General features: G+C 73.7%; 15 protein-coding genes. 12 read left to right on the top strand and 3 right to left on the bottom strand.

From position 1 onward, the window contains the following. The first annotated feature begins 8 nt into the window (after positions 1-8). The 3 genes from ACFPLC_RS40385 to ACFPLC_RS40395 are packed head-to-tail and all read left to right on the top strand — an operon-like array spanning position 9 to position 2,694. Entirely contained in the window at positions 9-497 is a 489-nt protein-coding gene (locus ACFPLC_RS40385) for a TlpA family protein disulfide reductase (RefSeq protein WP_191307999.1), read from the top strand. Next, the gene (locus ACFPLC_RS40390; protein WP_378236100.1) at positions 497-2,287 is read left to right on the top strand and encodes an ABC transporter ATP-binding protein; all 1,791 of its coding nucleotides are present in this window, start codon (positions 497-499) and stop codon (positions 2,285-2,287) included. The genes ACFPLC_RS40385 and ACFPLC_RS40390 overlap by 1 nt, the downstream gene beginning before the upstream one ends. Continuing rightward, on the top strand, positions 2,287-2,694 hold the full coding sequence (locus ACFPLC_RS40395; protein WP_378189613.1) for a S26 family signal peptidase: 408 nt from the start codon (positions 2,287-2,289) through the stop codon (positions 2,692-2,694). Before ACFPLC_RS40390 ends, ACFPLC_RS40395 begins: the two co-directional genes overlap by 1 nt. Before the next feature lie 109 nt (positions 2,695-2,803). Here ACFPLC_RS40395 and ACFPLC_RS40400 read toward each other — a convergent pair whose 3' ends face one another. The 3 genes from ACFPLC_RS40400 to ACFPLC_RS40410 all read right to left on the bottom strand — a co-directional run bounded on the left by ACFPLC_RS40400 (position 2,804) and on the right by ACFPLC_RS40410 (position 8,015). Beyond that, on the bottom strand, positions 2,804-5,668 hold the full coding sequence (locus ACFPLC_RS40400) for an AfsR/SARP family transcriptional regulator (RefSeq protein WP_378189417.1): 2,865 nt from the start codon (positions 5,666-5,668) through the stop codon (positions 2,804-2,806). A 379-nt stretch (positions 5,669-6,047) separates the two neighbouring features. After that, on the bottom strand, positions 6,048-7,283 hold the full coding sequence (locus ACFPLC_RS40405; protein WP_378189415.1) for a hypothetical protein: 1,236 nt from the start codon (positions 7,281-7,283) through the stop codon (positions 6,048-6,050). Positions 7,284-7,448: 165 nt separating this feature from the next. After that, positions 7,449-8,015 carry a CGNR zinc finger domain-containing protein gene (locus tag ACFPLC_RS40410; protein ID WP_378236101.1) on the bottom strand — a complete coding sequence of 189 codons (567 nt, stop codon included), beginning with the start codon at positions 8,013-8,015 and terminating at the stop codon, positions 7,449-7,451. Positions 8,016-8,097: 82 nt separating this feature from the next. On the opposite strand from ACFPLC_RS40410, the gene ACFPLC_RS40415 reads away from it, so the two are divergent. The 9 genes from ACFPLC_RS40415 (at position 8,098) to ACFPLC_RS40455 (ending at position 18,497) form a co-directional block, all read left to right on the top strand. After that, complete coding sequence (locus ACFPLC_RS40415; RefSeq protein ID WP_378189411.1) at positions 8,098-9,273, top strand: epoxide hydrolase family protein; 1,176 nt, start codon at positions 8,098-8,100, stop codon at positions 9,271-9,273. A 90-nt stretch (positions 9,274-9,363) separates the two neighbouring features. Then, positions 9,364-10,647, top strand: coding sequence for a phosphopyruvate hydratase (gene eno / locus ACFPLC_RS40420; RefSeq protein ID WP_378189409.1), 1,284 nt, complete (start codon positions 9,364-9,366; stop codon positions 10,645-10,647). 163 nt (positions 10,648-10,810) lie between these two features. Further along, positions 10,811-11,959 (top strand): polysaccharide deacetylase family protein, encoded by a 1,149-nt coding sequence (locus ACFPLC_RS40425; protein WP_378189407.1) that lies wholly within the window; start codon positions 10,811-10,813, stop codon positions 11,957-11,959. A 121-nt stretch (positions 11,960-12,080) separates the two neighbouring features. Next, positions 12,081-12,983, top strand: a complete 903-nt coding sequence (locus tag ACFPLC_RS40430; protein ID WP_378189405.1) for an ABC transporter ATP-binding protein — start codon at positions 12,081-12,083, stop codon at positions 12,981-12,983. Beyond that, on the top strand, positions 12,980-13,744 hold the full coding sequence (locus tag ACFPLC_RS40435; RefSeq protein ID WP_378189403.1) for an ABC transporter permease: 765 nt from the start codon (positions 12,980-12,982) through the stop codon (positions 13,742-13,744). Before ACFPLC_RS40430 ends, ACFPLC_RS40435 begins: the two co-directional genes overlap by 4 nt. Further along, on the top strand, positions 13,744-14,841 hold the full coding sequence (locus tag ACFPLC_RS40440; RefSeq protein ID WP_378236102.1) for a streptophobe family protein: 1,098 nt from the start codon (positions 13,744-13,746) through the stop codon (positions 14,839-14,841). Before ACFPLC_RS40435 ends, ACFPLC_RS40440 begins: the two co-directional genes overlap by 1 nt. Continuing rightward, positions 14,838-15,530 (top strand): response regulator transcription factor, encoded by a 693-nt coding sequence (locus tag ACFPLC_RS40445; protein WP_378189611.1) that lies wholly within the window; start codon positions 14,838-14,840, stop codon positions 15,528-15,530. The genes ACFPLC_RS40440 and ACFPLC_RS40445 overlap by 4 nt, the downstream gene beginning before the upstream one ends. Continuing rightward, positions 15,527-16,975 carry a sensor histidine kinase gene (locus tag ACFPLC_RS40450; protein WP_378189399.1) on the top strand — a complete coding sequence of 483 codons (1,449 nt, stop codon included), beginning with the start codon at positions 15,527-15,529 and terminating at the stop codon, positions 16,973-16,975. The genes ACFPLC_RS40445 and ACFPLC_RS40450 overlap by 4 nt, the downstream gene beginning before the upstream one ends. Positions 16,976-17,042: 67 nt before the next feature. Further along, entirely contained in the window at positions 17,043-18,497 is a 1,455-nt protein-coding gene (locus ACFPLC_RS40455) for an amidase (protein ID WP_378189397.1), read from the top strand. The last annotated feature ends 13 nt before the right edge of the window (positions 18,498-18,510 follow it).

Below are 18,510 nucleotides of genomic sequence, written 5' to 3' on the forward strand. Positions count from 1 at the left end.
GGTATCCCATGTCGTTCCTGGTGGCCGTGGTCGCGGTGCTGGCCGTGCTGACGGTGCTCAACCTCCTGCTGTCCTCGGCGATCATCCGGCTGCTGAACGAGCAGCGCCGGCCGGTGACCCCCGACCTACCCGCCGTGGGCACCGAGATCGGGACGTTCGAAGTCACCGACACCGACGGCGTGACCGTCACCGATCGCGACCTGGACGACGCGCTCGTCGCGTTCCTGTCGCCCACCTGCGGGCCGTGCCGTCGGATCGCCGGGAAGCTCACCGAGCCGACCATCGCGTTCGTGATCGACGGCGGGGACCGGGCCAAGGCCGTCGAGTACGCGGCCGGGCTCGGGCCCGCGGTGCGCGTGGCCTTCGTCGGCGACCGCAGCCCGGCGTCGGCCGCGTTCAACGCCGGTGACGTGACCCCGACCCTGGTCCGCGTGCGGGACCGGCGGATCGCCGCCGCCGGCCACGACCTCGACGCCGTGCGTCCGCAGCACGTCTGATGAACCTCGTGCGCGCGGCGGGTCCCGCGTTCGCCATCGCCTGGCGCGCGTCCCGGGTGGCCACCGCCGGCGCGGTCGCGCTGGCGGTGCTCGCCTCGGCCGTGCCCGCGGCCTCGGCCTGGCTGGGGAAGCTGCTGTTCGACGAGCTGGCCGCCGGCCGGGACACCGGGCGGATCGTGCTGCTGGCCATCGGCTCGGCGGCCGGGCTCGCCGTCACCGCCGCGATCACCGCCGTCGCCTCCTACTGCACCGCGCTCGTGCGGGCCAAGTCCGCGATCGAGGCCGAGGACCGCCTGGTCGGCGCGGTCGGCGCGCTGCCGGGATTGCGCCGGCTCGAAGACCCGGCGTTCCTCGACCGGGTGCGGCTGGCCGAGCAGGGCGCGCAGGAGGCCGCGCCCGCGGTGCTGGGGCTGACCGTCGACGCGGTGCGCACCCTGATCGCCGTGCTCGGCTTCGGCGGCGCGGTGGTGCTCGTGTGGCCGCCGATGGCCGGGCTGCTGGCCGCGTCACTGGCGGCGACGGCGATCTCCCAGCTGACGCTGTCCCGCCTGCGCACGCGGGAGACCGAGGCGATGATGGCCACCCAGCGCCAGCGGTTCCTGTTCCGCTCGCTGTGCTCGGACATCCGGGCGGCCAAGGAGATCCGGCTGTTCGGCCTCGCGGACCTGTTCCGCTCGCGGATGGTGACCGCGGTCCGCACGGCGACCGCGAGCGAATGCGCGATGCAGCGCCGGATCGCCGTCGCCGGGATCGCCGCCGCGGTCGTCTCGGCGGTGGTGGCCGGGATCGCGCTCGTGGTCGCCGCGACCGGCGCCGCCCGGGGCTCGCTGTCCATCGGCGACGTCACCCTCTTCACCGCCGCGGTGGCCGGGATCCAGTCGCCGGTGAGCACGCTGCTGAACCAGCTCGGCCGGGCCGGCGGCTCGCTCGGGGTGTTCGAGCACTACCTCGACGTCGTCACGACCGGGCCCGACCTGGTGTCCGGGACCGCTCCCGTGCCGCCGCTGACCACCGGCATCGAACTGCGGGACGTGTGGTTCCGGTACGACGAAACCGGCCCGTGGGTGCTGCGCGGGGTCGACCTGGTGCTCCCCCAGGGCGCGGCGGTCGGGCTGGTCGGGGTGAACGGCGCGGGCAAGTCGACGCTGGTGAAGCTGCTGTGCCGCTTCTACGACCCCGATCGCGGCCGGATTCTCTGGGACGGCGTGGACATCCGCGGCTACGACCCCGCCTCGCTGCGGGCGCGCCTCGGCGCCACGTTCCAGGATTTCACCAGCTACGATCTGACCGCGGCCGACAACATCGGCATCGGCGACGTCGCCCGCCTCGGCGATCTCGACCGCATCCGCGCGGCGGCCCGCCTGGCCGAAATCGACCCCGCGCTGTCGGCCTTGCCGCGCGGCTACGAAACCCTGCTGTCCCGGGCGTTCCTGGACGTCGACGACAAGGCCGGGGCGGCGCTGTCCGGTGGCCAGTGGCAGCGGGTGGCGCTGGCCCGGTCCCTGATGCGGGCCGAGGCCGACCTGCTCATCCTCGACGAACCCAGCTCGGGCATGGACGCCGACGCCGAGACCCGCACGCACGAGGCCCTGCGCGCCCACCGCGCCGGCCGGACGAGCGTGCTGATTTCGCACCGCCTGTCCGCCCTGCGCGGCGCGGACCGGATCGTCGTGCTCGGCGGCGGCCGGGTGGTCGAGCAAGGCACGCACGACGAGCTGCTCACCGCCGGCGGCGAGTACGCCCGGCTGTTCTCGTTGCAGGCCAAGGGATACGCGATGGTGGAGGCGTGATGGTCGCCATCCTGGTGGTGGTGGTCGTGGCGCTGACGGCGCTGGTCGTGCTGCGCCGCCGGTACGTGGTCGCCCGCGTTTGGGGGCACAGCATGTCCCCCACGTTCCACGACGGCGAGCGCGTGGTCGCAACCCGCCGGCGGGTGTACCGCGCCGGCGACGTGATCGTCTTCCGGCCCCGGTCGGCTTCTTCCGACGTCGCGTGGCGCATCAAGCGGATCGTCGCGGTCGCCGGTGACCCGGTCCCCGCCTGGCTGGAGACCGGCCACCGGGTCGTCCCGGCCGGCCGGGTGGTGGTCGTGGGCGACAACACCGGTCACAGCGAGGATTCCCGCCAGCTCGGCTACATCGACCTCGCCAGCGTGGCCGGCGCGGTCCCGCACCGGCCGGCGCCGGAGGGCAGCTGACGGTCCGATCTCCGCCAATATCCCGCTCCACCCCCGACTCGCCCTGCTGCAGCTGGGCCGCGCGGGCAAGGCGGCCACCAACTCGACACCAGCGCAACCGGCGCAGCCCTCACCGCCCCGCCCCCGACGGCAACTGGCACTCGATCTCCGCCAGCACCCGCTCCACCCCCACCCGCTCGACCGGGCTGTCGAACCGGTCCTGCAAGAGCAGAGCCGCGCGGGCGATGCGGCGGGCCGCGGCCCGGTCGCCGGCGGCCAGCTCGATCGAGGCCAGGGCGAGCAGGGCGGCCGACTCGGCGTCCGGACGGCGGGTGCGGCGGGCCAGGCCCAGCGCGCGGTCCGCGAATCTCCGGGCGGCGGACAGGTCGCCGTGCGCGCGGAGGGCGTCGGCTTCGGCGGTGAGGCACCAGGTCTGGCCGATCAGGTCGCCGTTCCGCTCGGCCAGGGCGCGGGCCTGCCCGGCGAGGCGGACCGCGGCCGCCGTGTCACCGCAGGCCAGTGCGGTGCGCACGACCACGAGCCGCACCTGGGCGCAGGTCTTCCACTCGCCGGCGGCGTCGGCCAGCCGCAGGGCCTTCTTGCCGTGCGCCCGCGCCGCGCCGAGGTCGCCGAGGTGGTCGCGGTACAGGGCGGCGAGCGTGCCGTGGCAGCCCGACTCCCCCGCCCGGTTGCCGGACTTCCGGAAGCACACGACCGCCTCGCCCACCGCGGTGACCGCCCGGTGCCAGTCGCCGCAGCGCTCGTACGCGTAGCCCAGACTGGTCAGCACCTCCGCCCGCAGCGCGGGGTCGACGTCCCGCACCGGCGCCTCACCGAGGATGGCGATCACGTCGGCGTACCGGCTCCGGTGCATCCGGGCCGTCGCCGTGACCAGCGCCGCGGTCACCCGCACCACCGGGTCCGCGCCGGCGACGGGCCGCAGCCGCGCGGCCGCCCGGGCGCCGTGGTCGTAGAGCTCGAGCCGCACGAGCGGCGCCCGCAGGACCAGCAGCAGCGCCGCCGCGCGACGGGGCAGGCCGCCGCGCACGGCCAGTGCGAACACGGCGAGCAGGACGTCGGCGTCCGCGGCCACCCACCACAGCGGCTCCCGCACCACCTGCTCCGCCACGTCGGGGCCGAGCGGCGCGGCCGTCTCGGCGAGCACCGCGTACCCGACCGGCGTGCCCAGGATGCCCGCGTAGGCGTGCCGGGCCAGCGCGACCGCCCACCCGGTCAGCCGGTCCAGGGCGCCCGGGTCGAGTGCCGGGCCGACCGTGCGGCAGTAGGCCCGCACGAGGTCGTGCATCCGGTAGCGGGGCACGCCGTCGCGCCCCGGGCCTGCCTGGTCGAGCAGGTTCATCGCGCACAGGTGCGCCAGCACCTCGCCGGTGCGGTGCAGCGGCACGCCGAGCACGGGCGCGAGCGGCCAGCCGGTGAACGTCGGCGCCCCGATCGCCGCCAGCGCGAGCATCGCGGCGCGCGCGTCGCGGTCCAGCAGCCGGAAACTGGCGTCGAGGCTGTCGCGCACGCTGCGCTGCCCGGCCACCAGCTCCCGCATCCGCCGCGACTCGTCGGACAGCCGCGCGGCCAGCTCCGCCACGCTGAGCTTCGGGTACGCGGCGAGCTGCGCCCCGGCGATCCGCAACGCGAGCGGCACGCCCCCGCACGCCTCGATCACCGCGGCGATCGTGCCGTCGCCTTCGGCCAGCCGGGCCGCGCCCGCCACGTTCGCCAGCACCGTCCCGGCCACCTCGTCGCACAGCGGCGCGAGCGGCACCCGGACCACCGGCTCGACCTCGGGCAGCACGGACCTGCTCGTCACGATCGTGGCGCAGCCCGGATCGGCGGCCAGGAGCGGCTCGATCTGCCGGGCGGTGGCGGCGTTGTCCAGCAACACGAGCACCCGCTTGCCCGCCGTGCGGCTGCGGAACTCGGCCGTGCGGTCCTCGACGGTGGCCGGCATCGACCACGCCGGCACGCCCAGCGCGCGCAGGAAGCCGGCGAGGACGTCGTGCGGAGCGGCCGGCCGGGCGTCGGCACCGCGCAGGTCCGCGTAGAGCTGCCCGTCGGGATAGGCGTGCACCGCGGCCGCGGCCGCGTGCACGGCCAGCGCCGTCTTGCCGATCCCGGGCATCCCGGTGACCAGCACCAGCGGGGGCGCGTCGGCCCGGCGCACCACCGCGGCCCTGATCGCGGCCGACTCCGCTTCGCGCCCGGCGAACCCGGAGGTCCGGGGCGGCAGCTGGGCGGGCACCACGGTCGCCGCGGGCGGCGTCCCGACGGCGAGGATTTCCGCCTCCAGCGCGAGCAGCTCCCGGGACGGGTCCACGCCGAGCTCGTCCCGCAGCACGCGCCGGGCCTCGTGGAACGCGGCCAGGGCGTCGGCCCGCCGTCCGGCGCGGTGCAGCGCCAGCATCCGCCGGTGGTGCAGGCCCTCGCGCAGGGGGTGCGCCTGCACCAGCGCGCTCAGCTCGGGCAGCAGCCGCGCCGCCCGCCCACACGCGATCTCGGCGTCGATCCACTCCTCGGCCAGGCACATCCGCAGCTCGTCCAGCCGGAGCAGCTCCGCGCCGGCCAGGTGCGGGGTGACCCCGCCCAGCGGCGTCCCGGCCCACCGGTCGAGCGCGGACCGCAGCAGGGCGGCGGTGTCCGCGGGGTCCCCGGCCGCCCGCGCGGTCAGCAGCAGCCGCCGCACCTCGTCGACGTCGACGACGCAGTCCAGCAGGTACCCGCTCGGCACGGTGACCACGGCCCCGCCGGCGCCCGCCCGGTCGAGCGAGGCACGCAGCTTGGAGACCTGGATGTGCACCTGGGTCCGCGCGGTGGCCGGCGGCCGCTCGCCCCACAGCGCATCGATCAGCCGCTCCACCGAAACCGGCTGGCGGCAGGCGAGCGCCAGCGCGGCGAGCACCGTGCGCCCCAGCCGTCCCTTGATCGGCACCGGTGTCCCGTGGACCGTCGCCCCGACGGGGCCGAGGACGGTGGCTTCGAGCAATCCCCTGCCCTTCGAGATCGGGTGGCGGGCACGCGGGCATGCCGAGGACCGGCGGCACCGCCGCGGCCGGCTCGGGCCGGCGTGTAATAGCTGTCGGACGACGCGAAGGCGTCAGCCCGCGCCTCCGCCGAAGCGGAGCGGGAGGAGGGTTCGCCGACGGTCACCGGCGCGCCCGGGCCCGCGGCGGGCCGGGCACGTCGGTCCACTGTGGTTGGTCATGCGGGCGTCCGCCTTCCCCAGAAAAGTTCAGCCCGAAGCCGGAAGTGCCCCACCCCTCGCCTTCCCCAGCCGGGTGCGCGCTTCTCGCCGTGCGCGACGTTGCCAGCGGTACTTGATCACCGTCAACGGGCCCGCGAACGTTTCGAGCAGGCCCGAAACGTCAGACAGCTGGCTGAAGCGGGCCGCCCGCTCGCGCCGGGCGGCGGAATTCCAGGATGGCGTGGTAGCTCACGGCGATGAGCATGGCCAGCTCGAGCGCCGCGAGGACGCGGAAGTCGACCGGGCCGACGGCGCGTTCGCCGCCCGGCGTTCCGAAGATCCCCGGGATGGAGCTGAGGAGGGAAACGAACTGCACGCCGATGGGCACGTACCACAGGCGCCGGGGCAGGTGGAAGGCCAGGACGACAGTGAGCAGGTCGGCGAGGTAGAAGTACCGCTCGTGCATCGAAGGCAGCACGTAGGGCACCAGGATGACGGAAACCGTGCCCACCAGCAGGATCCGCGGGGTCGTCAGTTCGGCCCGGGCGAGCAGGAGCAGCAGGCAGAGCGTCAGGACGAGCAGCACGGTGACCAGGACCCCGGCGTTGTGCATGACATTGGTGTCGCGAACGCCGCGGAAGAACTGCCAGACCGACGGCGCGTTGAGCGTCATCTCGGGGTAGAGGCCGGACTGACGCGGGTAGATGGTCAGCAAGCGGATCGGGTCCGCGCCGAGCAGGATCGCCGGGAGGTCGAGGGCCAGGTAGACCGCGGGGATGACCAGCAGGGCGCGCCAGGGCACCCGGCCGAGCAGGACCATCGCCAGCAGCAACGGCAGGATGAAGATCGCCTGCAGCTTGAAGGACAGCGCGAGCCCGATGAAGGCGCACGCCCACCACGGCTGCCTCCGGATGAGGTGGTACACCCCGCCGAGCACGAACGAGGCGTAGATCGAATCGCACTGCGCCCACATGGCGCCGTTGAGCACCACGGTCGGCAGCATGAACACCACGAACGCGGCCACCGCCGGCGTCCAGCGCGACGGGTACTTCAGTGCGACGATCCGGTAGGTGAAATACGCGGCGACCGCGTCGAACAACACCGACAGCGCCTTGATGCCGCCCTGAGGCGGCAGCGGCAGGTAGTGCAGCACCACCAGCAGATAACGGTACGGGACGTTGTAATCGGTGAAATCCTCCCGTAACGCGCGGAAACCGCCGTGCTGACCAATGAATTCGTACCAAGGGCGGAGGAAATAGCGGTAATCGGTAGTGTCGTACCGGATCAGTGACCACCGCACCGCGAACGCGAGCAGCACGAGCGCCACGGCGAGGCCGCCCAGGTACAGCCGCCGGACTCGGTCGTGAACGACCGGTTCCGCACCCATGCGCTCGGATATCTCAGCCGTCTCCGCCATCTCCCCCACCGATTACTTTTGTCGCATCAAATGTTTCATCGAAGCGCTTTCCTGCGAATCTGCGGGTCTATCGCGAAATCGGCGCAGCCTCTTACGCCGAACGCGTGTGACCTGTGCCACACGAATCGATATGGGCGAGCCGGCGAAGCGGACGGCCCGCGGTGATCACTCCGCCGAGCCGGGTTTCTTGGCGTTGAACCGCGCTTTCTTCTGCCGGTTCCCGCACGTGTTCATGTCGCACCACCGGCGGGTGCGGCTCTGGCTCGTGTCGAAGAACGCGGCCCGGCAGGTCGGCGACGCGCACAGCGCCAGCTTCCCGTCTCGCTCGCCCGCGATGATGCTGATCGCGTCGGCGGCGATCACGCCGAGAGCGTCTTCCACGCCGGAAGGCGAACTGAGCCGCCACCGCCGCTTGCCGTCGGGCGTCAGGACGGCCGCGGCGCGCCCCTGCGCGCTGCGCTCGTTGATGACCCGGACCGCGGCCTCGGGCAGGGGCTCCTGGACCGCGGCCGCCGTCGCGGCCGCGTGGATCGACTCCCTCAGCTGCCGGGCGAGGTCGAGCTGGGCGGTCGTGCAGGACTCGACGGCCAGGCCGCTCACGGCCAGCCAGTCGACGAGCCGCTGCGGTGTCGGGATGCGCTCCACCGCGTCGCCACGACGCTCGGTCAACGTCGCCGTGAAGCTGGTCGCCAGCACGGAACCGAGGCGGAAGTCGGGGAACCCTGCACGCATGGAACCACCTTAGCCGGTTGCGGCCGGGCGCGGGCCCTGTTAGAACCGTCTTAGCCGGTTCTCCGACGACCGAGGAGGTCTCATGTCCCACCCGACCAGCGATGTCCAGGCATTCCATGCGCACGCAACGGACGCCGACCTCGACGACCTGCGCGCGCGGCTGGCCGCGGCGAGGCTGCCGGAAGCCGAGACGGTGCGCCCCGCCGCGGCCGGCCGGGACCGCTGGGACCAGGGCGTTCCGCTCGCCGACCTGGTCGAGGTCGTGGACCACTGGCGCACCGCGTACGACTGGCGGGCGTTCGAAGACCGCCTCGACCGGATCGGCCAGTTCCGCACGACCATCGACGGGCTGGGCATCCACTTCCTGCACCGCCGGTCCCCGCGCGCGGACGCCACGCCGCTCGTCCTCACGCACGGCTGGCCGGGCAGCATCGCCGAGTTCACCGGCGTGGTGGACGAGCTGGCCGAGCCGGGCGACGCGGACGCGCCGGCGTTCCACGTCGTCGTTCCCTCGCTGCCGGGCTTCGGCTACAGCGACCGGCCGGCCACCACCGGCTGGGGCACCGAAAAGATCGCGGCCGCCTGGGTGGAACTGATGGGCCGGCTGGGCTACCCCGAGTTCGTCGCCCACGGCGGCGACTGGGGCGGCAACATCACCACGGTGCTCGCCGGCCGGTTCCCGGCGCACGTCCTCGGCATCCACTCGACGTTCGCCGCGGGGCCGCCCGGGATGACCACGGACGGGCTGACGGCGGAGGAACGCCGGTGGACGGAGGAAACCCACCACTTCTGGCACCACCGCGCGGCCTACGCGAAGCAGCAGGCCACCCGGCCCCAGACCATCGGCTACTCGCTCGTCGACTCGCCGGTCGGCCTGCTCGCCTGGATCCTCGACAAGTTCGCCGAGTGGTCCGACACCGACGACAGCCCGTTCGAGACGATCCCCCTCGACACGGTCCTGGACGACGTCACCCTGTATTGGCTGACGCGCACGGGTGCGTCGGCGGCCCGCATCTACCACGAGAGCCACAACGCACTGGACCCCGAGCTCCGGGTCGACGTCCCGGCGGCCATCACGACCTACCCCCGCGACATCGAGAAGTATCCGCGCGCCTGGGCGCAGGAGCGGTACCGGCGGATCGTCCGGTGGAACTCGCCCGAGCGCGGGGGACACTTCCCGTCGCTGGAAATGCCCGGATATTTCGTCGAGGACCTGCGGGAGGGCCTCGCGGCGGTGCTCGCCGCCCACGGCACGTGATCGATTCAGAAAATCCTGCTAGCCTGCCCCCGGAAACGGCGCCGCGGCACCCGCCGCCGGCGCGCCGGGGACGAGCTTCGAGGAGCCCAGATGACGGCAATCGCCCGTGTTCGTGGTCGTGAGGTGCTCGACAGCCGGGGGAACCCGACCGTCGAAGTCGACGTGCTGCTCGAGGACGGTTCGCTCGGCCGGGCGGCCGTTCCGTCGGGCGCCTCGACCGGGACGCGGGAAGCGGTCGAGCTGCGGGACGGGGACGCGTCGCGGTACCACGGTAAGGGCGTACGCAAGGCGGTCGCCGCGGTCAACTCCGAGCTCGCCGACGCGGTCGTCGGGCTCGCCGCCGAAGCGCAGGCCGAGGTCGATGCCGCCCTGATCGCCGTGGACGGCACCGCGAACAAGGCGCGCGTTGGCGCCAACGCGACGCTGGGCATCTCCCTCGCCGTCGCCAAGGCCGCCGCCGCGGCGAACACCCTGCCGCTCTACCGCTACGTCGGCGGGGTGTTCGCCCACCAGCTGCCGATGCCGATGATGAACATCGTCAACGGCGGCGCGCACGCCGACAACCCGATCGACTTCCAGGAGTTCATGATCGGCCCGCTGGGCGCCGAGACCTTCGCCGAGGCCGTGCGGATGGGCTCCGAGGTCTTCCACACCCTGCGTGCCGCGCTGCGGAAAGCCGGGCACAGCACCAACGTCGGCGACGAGGGCGGGTTCGCGCCGAACCTCGCTTCGGCCGACGAAGCGCTCGAGTTCGTGGTCCGCGCGATCGAGGAGACCGGCTACACCCCGGGCGAGGACATCGCGCTGCTGCTCGACCCGGCCGCGTCGGAGTTCTACACCGACGGCGTCTACGACTACACCGGCGAAGGCCGCAAGCGCAGCGTCGAAGAGCACGTGGCCTACCTCGACGAGCTGACCCGCCGGTTCCCGATCGTGTCCATCGAGGACGGTCTCGCCCAGGACGACTTCGACGGATGGAAGCAGCTCGCCGACCGCATCGGCGACCGGGTCCAGCTCGTCGGCGACGACGTCTTCTGCACCAACGTCACGCTGCTGCGGGACGGCATCGAACGCGGGATCGCCAACTCGATCCTGGTCAAGGTCAACCAGATCGGCACCCTCACCGAGACCCTCACGACGGTCGACACCGCGCACAAGGCGGGCTACTCGGTCGTGATGTCCCACCGGTCCGGGGAAACCGAGGACACCACGATCGCCGACCTCGCCGTCGCGACCGGCTGCGGCCAGATCAAGACGGGGTCGCTGTCCCGCTCGGACCGCACCGCGAAGTACAACCAGCTCATCCGCATCGAAGAGGAACTCGGCGCCGAGGCGCGCTACGCCGGGCGGACCACCCTGCGCGGCAGCCGCTGACGCCCGTTCTCCCTGACGTCCCCGTCCGCGGCCGCGGACGGGGACGTTCCTTGCCGGGTGCCGGGGAAGTTGCGTGTGGGTTACGCATCTCACCCCGAATGCACCCGGATCGCCCCTCCCCCGTCTTTCTCTGTGACGGTACGTAGCAGGGGGAGGCACTACCATGAGGTCCCGTTCATCCCGATGGGTGCGCTGGCCGGGCACCTGGTTCACCGTCGCCCTCGCCCTCGTGCTGACCGGCGTCCTGATCCTGACCCCCGGCCGTGGCCAGACCCGGCCCGGCCCACCGGACGGCGGTCCGCCTGCCACCGCCTCGACCACCGCCCCGCCGGTCGTCAAGGACGCGGAATGGATGCGCCCGCTGCGCCCGGGCGAAAAGCCGCCGCAGTTCGTGCTCTTCTCCTTCGACGGCGCCGGCTCCCACGAGCACTGGAGCCGCTACCTCGCCCTCGCCAAGTCCGTCAACGCGCACTTCAGCGGCTTCCTCTCCGGCATCTACCTGCTGACCGACGAGCAGCGGCCGCACTACACCGGGCCCGGCCACAAACCGGGCGCGGCCTCGATCGGCTTCGGCGGCAGTGCCGCGGAAGTCGCCACCCGCGTCCAGGACCTCAACACCGCCGTCGCCGCGGGGCACCAGATCGGCACCCACTACAACGGCCACTTCTGCACCGGCGCGGAGCCGAGCGTCGGCCGCTGGACCGCGAAGGGCTGGGCCGACGAAATCGGCCAGTTCAGCCGGTTCGTCGACGACGCCCGCGACCACCTGGGCCTGCACCTGTCCGCCCACGACGTCACCGGCGGCCGGACCCCGTGCCTCGAAGGCAACTGGGCCGAGGCGTTCCCGGCCATGCGCGACGCGGGCTACACCTTCGACTCCAGCCAGCCCTCCGACGGCGTCAAGTGGCCCACCCGGCTCGACGGCATCTGGGAGTTCTGGATGCCGTACGTCAAGGTGCCGGCGCTGCACAAGAAGGTCATCATGATGGACTACAACCTGTGGTACCAGTTCAACCACGCCAAGAACGACCCGTCCCACGCCGAGCAGTACACCCAGGCCACCCTCGAGACCTACCGCACCGCCTACCGCGCGGCCTTCGACGGCAACCGCGCACCGCTCGTCATCGGCAACCACTTCAACGACTGGGCCGGCGGGGCGTTCTCCCGGGCCGCGGAAGGCTTCATGGGCGGGGTCTGCGCCCGGCCGGAGACGGTCTGCGCCACCTACGCGGAAGTCACGAAGTGGATGTCGCTGCAGGACCCGGCGGTGCTGGAGAAGTACCGGTCGATGCCACCGGCCCAGGCCGGCTGAAGACACGCAGGTTGCAATTTCCGGAATGGTCCCCGGCCGGGCCCCGCTCCGGGCCGTCGGCTCTCAGAGTTCTCCCAGAACCTCCCAGGATCCGGCCAGGCGGGCGGGCCACGCTCGCCGCATGACGATCGAAATACGGGGCCTGACCAAGCGGTACGGGCCCGAGACCGTGGTGGACGACCTGTCGTTCACCGTCGAACCGGGACAGGTGACCGGGTTCCTCGGCCCCAACGGCGCCGGCAAGTCCACGACCATGAAGATGATCGTGGGCCTCGCCGCGCCGACGCGGGGCTCGGTCACCATCGGCGGGCGCCGCTACCAGGACCTTCCCGTGCCGCTGACCGAGGTGGGCGCGTTGCTCGACGCCGGTGCCGTCCACGGCGGCCGGAAGGCGCACGACCACCTGCTCGCCCTCGCGGTGAGCAACGGCCTCCCCCGCCGCCGGGTCGGCGAGGTGCTCGCCCGCACCGGGCTGACCGGCGTGGCCGGCAAGCGGGCGGGCGGGTTCTCGCTCGGGATGCGGCAGCGGCTCGGCCTCGCCGCGGCGTTGCTCGGCGACCCGCGGGTGCTGATCTTCGACGAGCCGGTGAACGGCCTCGATCCCGAGGGGATCCGCTGGATCCGGGAGTTCATGCGCTCCCTCGCGGCCGAGGGCCGGGCGGTGCTGGTGTCCAGCCACCTGATGAGCGAAATGGCCCAGACCGCCGACCACCTGGTCGTCATCGGCCGGGGACGGCTCGTCGCCGACACCCCGGTGAGCGAACTCGTGCGCGGCGAAGGCACCGTGCTCGTCCGCACGCCCGAGCCGGCCTTCGCGCGGCTGCTGGTCACCGCCGGGGCCGCGGTGCGGGAGGGGGCCGAAGCCGCCCTCGTCGTGTCCGGCATGACCAGCGCGGAGATCGGGAAGCTCGCGGCCTACCACGGCGTCGCGCTCGCCGAGCTCACCCCGCAGCGCGTCTCGCTGGAAGACGCCTTCATGGCGCTGACCCGCGACAGCCTCGACTACCGGGGGGCCGCCGCGTGAGCGTGCCCTTCACCCGGACCGTCCACGCGGAGTGGATCAAGTTCCGCAGCCTGCGCTCCACCTGGTACACCTTGGCGTGCCTGTTCGCGGTGGGGCTCGGCATCACCGGGCTCGCCATGAACGCCGCCGCGAAGGACTACCCCGGCGAGGGGCCCTGGGATCCGACCAACCGCAGCCTGACCTCGTACATCGTCGCGCAGCTCGTCATCGGGGTGCTCGGCATCCTGGTCGTCACCGCCGAGCACGCGACCGGCCTGATGCAGACGTCGCTGATCGCCACGCCGCGACGGCACCGGCTGCTGGCGGCCAAGGTGGTCGTGGCGGTGGCGGTCGCCGTGGTGGCGGGCCAGGCGCTGATGTTCGCCGCCTTCTTCGTCGGACAGGCCGTCCTCGCCGCCCACGGCGTGCCGCACGCCGGTCTCGGCGATCCGGGGGTGCTCTCGGCCGTGACGGGTGGCGGGCTCTACCTCGCGGCGATCGCGCTGCTGGCGGCCGGGCTCGGCACGCTCATGCGCGCCACCGCGGGTGCGCTCGCCACCCTGGTCGGGATCGTCTTCCTGGTCCCCGCCCTCGCGGCCCTCTTCCCCGCCTGGCTCCAGCGGCTGTTCTTCTACTGGCCGACGCTCGGCGCGTCCGCGGTCCTCAAGACGGTGCCCGATCCGGACTTCCCGCACCCGTGGCTGAACCTGGCCGGGATGTGCGCCGGGGTGGCCGCCGTGCTGGCCGTGGCGTTCGTGGTCTTCCAGCGCCGGGACGTGTGATGCGGGAGGCTGCCCGGGGCCTGGTGGCGGCGGCCGCCGCGCTGCTCGCCATGACCGTGGTCGCCGCCACCGGTCTGGCTCTCGTGGGTGTCGGCGACTTGGGCGCGCTGACGGCGGCGGCCGTCGCGCTGGCGACGGGCGGCACCGCGGAGATCGGCGCCGTCCCGGCGGCCGGGTTCGCGGTCGCCGTGCGAGGCGGCCTCTACGTGCTGCCCCTGGGGATTTCCCTGGTGGGCGCGGTGGTGCTGGGCTCGGTGCTGCTGCGCGGCCGTCCGGACGGCCTCCTGGTCCGCGGCGCCGCGGCAGCCGTGGCCCTTCCGCTCGCGGTGGGCGCTTTCGCCGCGGTCGCACGGGGAAAGCTGCCGCTGCCGGAGGGGGCCGCCACCGGCGGCTGCGCCCGGAGCGGCGGTTCGCCGCGCCTGCCCCTCCCGGCCGCGCTGGAGGCCGGATTCTCCGTCGCGGTCGGGCCGACGGTGGTGGGTGCCCTGGCCGGGACGCTCGCGGTGGTCGGAGCGTGCTGGGCCGGCCGGCGTTTCCCCGTCCGCGCCGGGAGCCTGCGCACGGTGGCGTGGCTCGCGGGCGGGAGCACCGCCCTGTGCCTGATCCTCGCGTGGGCGTTCGGCGGCCCGGCCGCGGCCGGGGCGGTGCTGCTGTTCCTGCCTCAGCTGGTGTCCGGCGTCGTGCTGCTGGGGCTGGGTGTGCCGTGGACGGTCGGCACCACCGGCCTGCTGCCCTGCGCACCCCAGCTCCCGCCGGGCGGCCCGGCGTCCTGGGTGGCGGTGGTGCTGCTGCTCGCCTTCGGCGTCGCGCTCCGGCGCCGCCGGCCCGGTACCCCCTGGCGCCGGGCCGTCGCGAGCGCGGGGTGGTTCGCTCCCGCGACCGGGGCCGTGCTCGCCGTCGTGACGCTGCTGTCGCGGTTCTCCCTTGACGTCACCGTCGGCGCGTTCGGCTTCTCGTTGCCCGTCTTCGCCGCGCGGTTGACGGCGAATCCGCTGCTCGCGCTGATGGCCGGGCTCGCGGGCGGCGCGGTGGCGGGCTTCGCGGGCTCCCTGCTCGCCGACGGGCTCTCCGTATCCTCGCGGGCATGGAAGCGATGACGTCCCGGCTGCTCGTGGTCGACGACGAAGCCACCGTCCGGGAGCTGCTCTCCGCCGCGCTGCGATTCGCCGGCTTCCGGGTGACGTCGGCGGCGACCGCGCGGGAAGCCGTCGCCGCGGCCACCGCGGAGCCGCCCGACCTGGTGCTGCTGGACGTCATGCTGCCCGACATGGACGGCTTCGAGGTGGTCCGGCGGCTGCGCGAACGGCACCCCGGCTCCGGCGCGCCGGTGCCCGTCCTGTTCCTCACCGCACGCGACCGCCAGTCCGACAAGGTCACCGGCCTGTCCCTCGGCGCCGACGACTACGTGACCAAGCCCTTCGACCTGGCGGAACTGATCGCGCGGATCCGCGCGATCCTCCGCCGGACGGCCGGCCACCCGGCGGCCGTGTACACGGTGGGCACGCTCGCGCTCGACGCCGAGGGCCACCAGGTGACGCGCGCGGGGCAGGTGATCCGCTTGTCCGCCACGGAGTTCCGGTTGCTGCGCTACCTGATGGAGAACGCCGGGCGGGTCGTGTCGAAGGCGCAGATCCTGGACCGGGTGTGGCGCGAGGACTTCGGCGGCGACGCCGGCATCGTCGACACCTACATCTCCTACCTCCGGCGCAAGGTCGACACCGCAGAGCCGAAGCTCATCCACACCGTGCACGGCGTGGGTTACGTGCTGCGCGAGCCCCGCCGGTGAGGCGGCTTTCCCTGCGGGCCCGGCTGCTGCTGCTCACCGCCGGCCTGCTGCTCGCCGGCCTGACCCTGATCGGCGCCCTCGTTTCCGCCCAGCTGGAGCGGTTCCAGCTCGACCGGCTCGACGGCCAGCTGCGTTCGCTGACCGAGCTCATCTCCCGGGCCGCGGGACCGCCCCCGGCCGCGAACCCGGCCGTGCGGCCCGAGCTGGTCGATCCCGCGCTCGAACTGTTCGGCACGCCGTACGTCGTGTACCTCGACGCCGGCGGCGCGGTCGCGGGCGGCCTGCATTCGTCGCGTGTGGACGGTGCGGCGCTGCCGCCGGTCGGCGCCCTGCGCACGGTGCCGGCCGACGGGACGGCCGTCGACCTGGACGCCGCCGACGGCTCGCAGCGCTGGCGGGCCGTCGCGCGGCCGGCCGTGCGCTGGGGCGGGACGGTCGTTTCGGCCGCCCCGCTCGCCGAAGCCGACGCCACGATCACCCAGCTGCGGACGAGCAGCCTGGTCACCGGCGCCGGGCTCCTCGTCGTGCTGACCGCGGCCGGCTGGCTCGCCCTCGGCCGCGGCCTGCGTCCGCTGCGCCGGATCGAGCACACGGCCGCGGCGATCGCCGGCGGCGACCTCACCCGGCGCGTCCCGGACCTCGCCTCGCCCGGCACGGAGGTCGGGCACCTCGCGGCGTCGCTCAACACCATGCTCGGCCAGCTGGAACGGGCCTTCGCCGACCGGGCCGCGTCCGAGGCGCGGATGCGCACGTTCGTCTCGGACGTCAGCCACGAGCTGCGCACGCCGCTGTTCGGCATCAAGGGTTCCACCGAGCTCTACCGGATGGGTGCCCTGCCGGAACCGTCCGATGTGGACGAGGCCATGCGCCGCATCGACGGCGAAGCGACCCGGCTCACCGCGCTGACCGAGGATCTGCTGCTGCTCGCCCAGCTCGACGAGGCACCCGAGGAGCAGCTCGACCGGGCGCCGATGGACCTGCGCACCCTGGCCGGCGACGCCCGGCACGACCTGCGGGCGCTCGACTCGGCCCGCACCGTCTCCCTGACCGGGCCGGGCGGCACCGGGCCACCCGGCCCGGCCCCGGTCGACGCCGACGAGGCCCGGCTGCGGCAGGTCGTCACCAACCTGGTGGGCAACGCCGCCGCTCACACGCCACCGGGCACCGGCGTCCGCATCGGCGTCGGCACGGTGGCCGGCCGCGCGGTGCTCGAAGTGGCGGACGAGGGCCCGGGCATGACGGCCGAGCAGGCAAGCCGCGTCTTCAACCGCTTCTACCGGGCCGACCGCTCCCGGACCCGCAAGCCCGGCGCCGACGCCGGGCTGGGCCTGGCCATCGCGCGTTCCCTGGCTCGCGCCCACGGCGGCGACGTCGAACTCGAGACCGCGGTCGGGGCGGGCGCCTGCTTCCGGCTCGTGTTGCCGGTGCACGGGTTCCCGGATTGACCTCGCCCGTTCCGTTGCGCGAATTCGGGTTTTATGGCTCCATCCGGGTGCGTTTACGGTCGGATCCATGGAACGGAACCACGCATCGGCCGAAGAACTCATGGTTGCCCTGCGGGCCGGTGAAGTGACCTCGGTGGAGCTGACCGAGGACGCGATCGCCCGCATCGAACGGGACGACGAGGTGATCAACGCGATCTGCGTGCGGGACTTCGACCGGGCCCGCGCCGCCGCCCACGCCGCCGACCGGGCGCGCGCCCGCGGGGAGGACGCGCCGCTGCTCGGCCTCCCGGTGACGGTCAAGGAGTGCTACGACATCGCCGGGCTGCCCACGACCTGGGGCCTGCCGCCGCACCGCGACCACGTGCCCGCCGAAGACGCGGTCCAGGTGTCGCGGGTCCGGGCCGCCGGCGCGGTGGTGCTCGGCAAGACCAATGTCCCCTTGGGACTGCAGGACATCCAGACCTTCAACGAGATCTACGGCACCACCGGCAACCCGTGGGACCTCGAGCGCACGGCGGGCGGGTCGTCCGGCGGGTCGGCGGCGGCGCTGGCGGCCGGGTTCGGCGCACTGTCCCTCGGCTCCGACCTCGCCGGCTCGCTGCGCACCCCCGCGCACTTCTGCGGGGTCTACGCGCACAAGCCGACGCTCGGGCTGGTGGCGACCCGCGGCATGGTGCCACCGTCCGAACCGGCCTTGCCGGCCGAGTTCGACCTCGCCGTGGCCGGCCCGATGGCGCGCACCGCCCGCGACCTCACGCTCCTGCTCGACGTCATGGCCGGGCCGGACCCGCTGACGCACGGCGTGGCGTACCGGCTGGCGTTGCCGCCCGCACGCCACGAGCGGCTCGGCGACTTCCGGGTCCTGGTCCTCGAAGACCACCCGTACCTCCCGACCGGATCGGCCGTGCAGGCGGCCGTGAACCGCGTGGCGGACGCGCTCGCCGACGACGGTGCCCGCGTCGAACGGCACAGCCCGCTGCTACCGGACCTGGCCGAAGCCGCGCACCTGTACATGCGGCTGCTGATTTCCGGCGCCACGGCCCGGTTTCCCCTTGCCTCGGAGGAGGAGTTGCGGACCCGCGTCGCCGGGCTGAGCGCCGACGACCGGAGCCTGGACGCCGTGCGGCTGCGGGCCCTGGTGTCCAGCCACCGCGACTGGATGGCGGCGAACCACCGCCGCGAGGTCCACCGCCACGGCTGGCGGCAGCTGTTCGCCGAGTTCGACGTCGTGGTGTGCCCGATCACGCCGACACCGGCGTTCCCGCACGACCACCAGGCCACCCCGCTGGAGCGCCGCATCGACATCGACGGCGTCGAGCACCCCTATTTCGACCAGCTCGTCTGGGCCGGCCTGGCCACCATGCCCGGCCTGCCCGCCACCGCCGTCCCGGCCGGCCGATCGCCCGAGGGCCTGCCGGTCGGCGTGCAGCTCATCGGCCCGATGTTCGAGGACCGCACCCCGTTGCGGCTGGCCGAACTGCTCGAGCGAAAGATCGGCGGTTTCCGGGCGCCGCCGCGGTAGAATGCTTGCCACA

Origin of the sequence: Amycolatopsis plumensis, assembly GCF_042652605.1 — a bacterium.
Lineage (GTDB): Bacteria > Actinomycetota > Actinomycetes > Mycobacteriales > Pseudonocardiaceae > Amycolatopsis > Amycolatopsis plumensis.

Bases quoted from the DNA above. Each gene is read 5' to 3' on its own strand.
- ACFPLC_RS40410 (WP_378236101.1), bottom strand. From the start codon at position 8,015: ATGCGTGCAGGGTTCCCCGACTTCCGCCTCGGTTCCGTGCTGGCGACC.
- ACFPLC_RS40440 (WP_378236102.1), top strand. From the start codon at position 13,744: ATGCGGGAGGCTGCCCGGGGCCTGGTGGCGGCGGCCGCCGCGCTGCTC.
- ACFPLC_RS40415 (WP_378189411.1), top strand. From the start codon at position 8,098: ATGTCCCACCCGACCAGCGATGTCCAGGCATTCCATGCGCACGCAACG.
- eno (WP_378189409.1), top strand. From the start codon at position 9,364: ATGACGGCAATCGCCCGTGTTCGTGGTCGTGAGGTGCTCGACAGCCGG.
- ACFPLC_RS40455 (WP_378189397.1), top strand. From the start codon at position 17,043: ATGGAACGGAACCACGCATCGGCCGAAGAACTCATGGTTGCCCTGCGG.
- ACFPLC_RS40425 (WP_378189407.1), top strand. From the start codon at position 10,811: ATGAGGTCCCGTTCATCCCGATGGGTGCGCTGGCCGGGCACCTGGTTC.
- ACFPLC_RS40445 (WP_378189611.1), top strand. From the start codon at position 14,838: ATGACGTCCCGGCTGCTCGTGGTCGACGACGAAGCCACCGTCCGGGAG.
- ACFPLC_RS40405 (WP_378189415.1), bottom strand. From the start codon at position 7,283: ATGGCGGAGACGGCTGAGATATCCGAGCGCATGGGTGCGGAACCGGTC.
- ACFPLC_RS40430 (WP_378189405.1), top strand. From the start codon at position 12,081: ATGACGATCGAAATACGGGGCCTGACCAAGCGGTACGGGCCCGAGACC.
- ACFPLC_RS40390 (WP_378236100.1), top strand. From the start codon at position 497: ATGAACCTCGTGCGCGCGGCGGGTCCCGCGTTCGCCATCGCCTGGCGC.
- ACFPLC_RS40395 (WP_378189613.1), top strand. From the start codon at position 2,287: ATGGTCGCCATCCTGGTGGTGGTGGTCGTGGCGCTGACGGCGCTGGTC.
- ACFPLC_RS40385 (WP_191307999.1), top strand. From the start codon at position 9: ATGTCGTTCCTGGTGGCCGTGGTCGCGGTGCTGGCCGTGCTGACGGTG.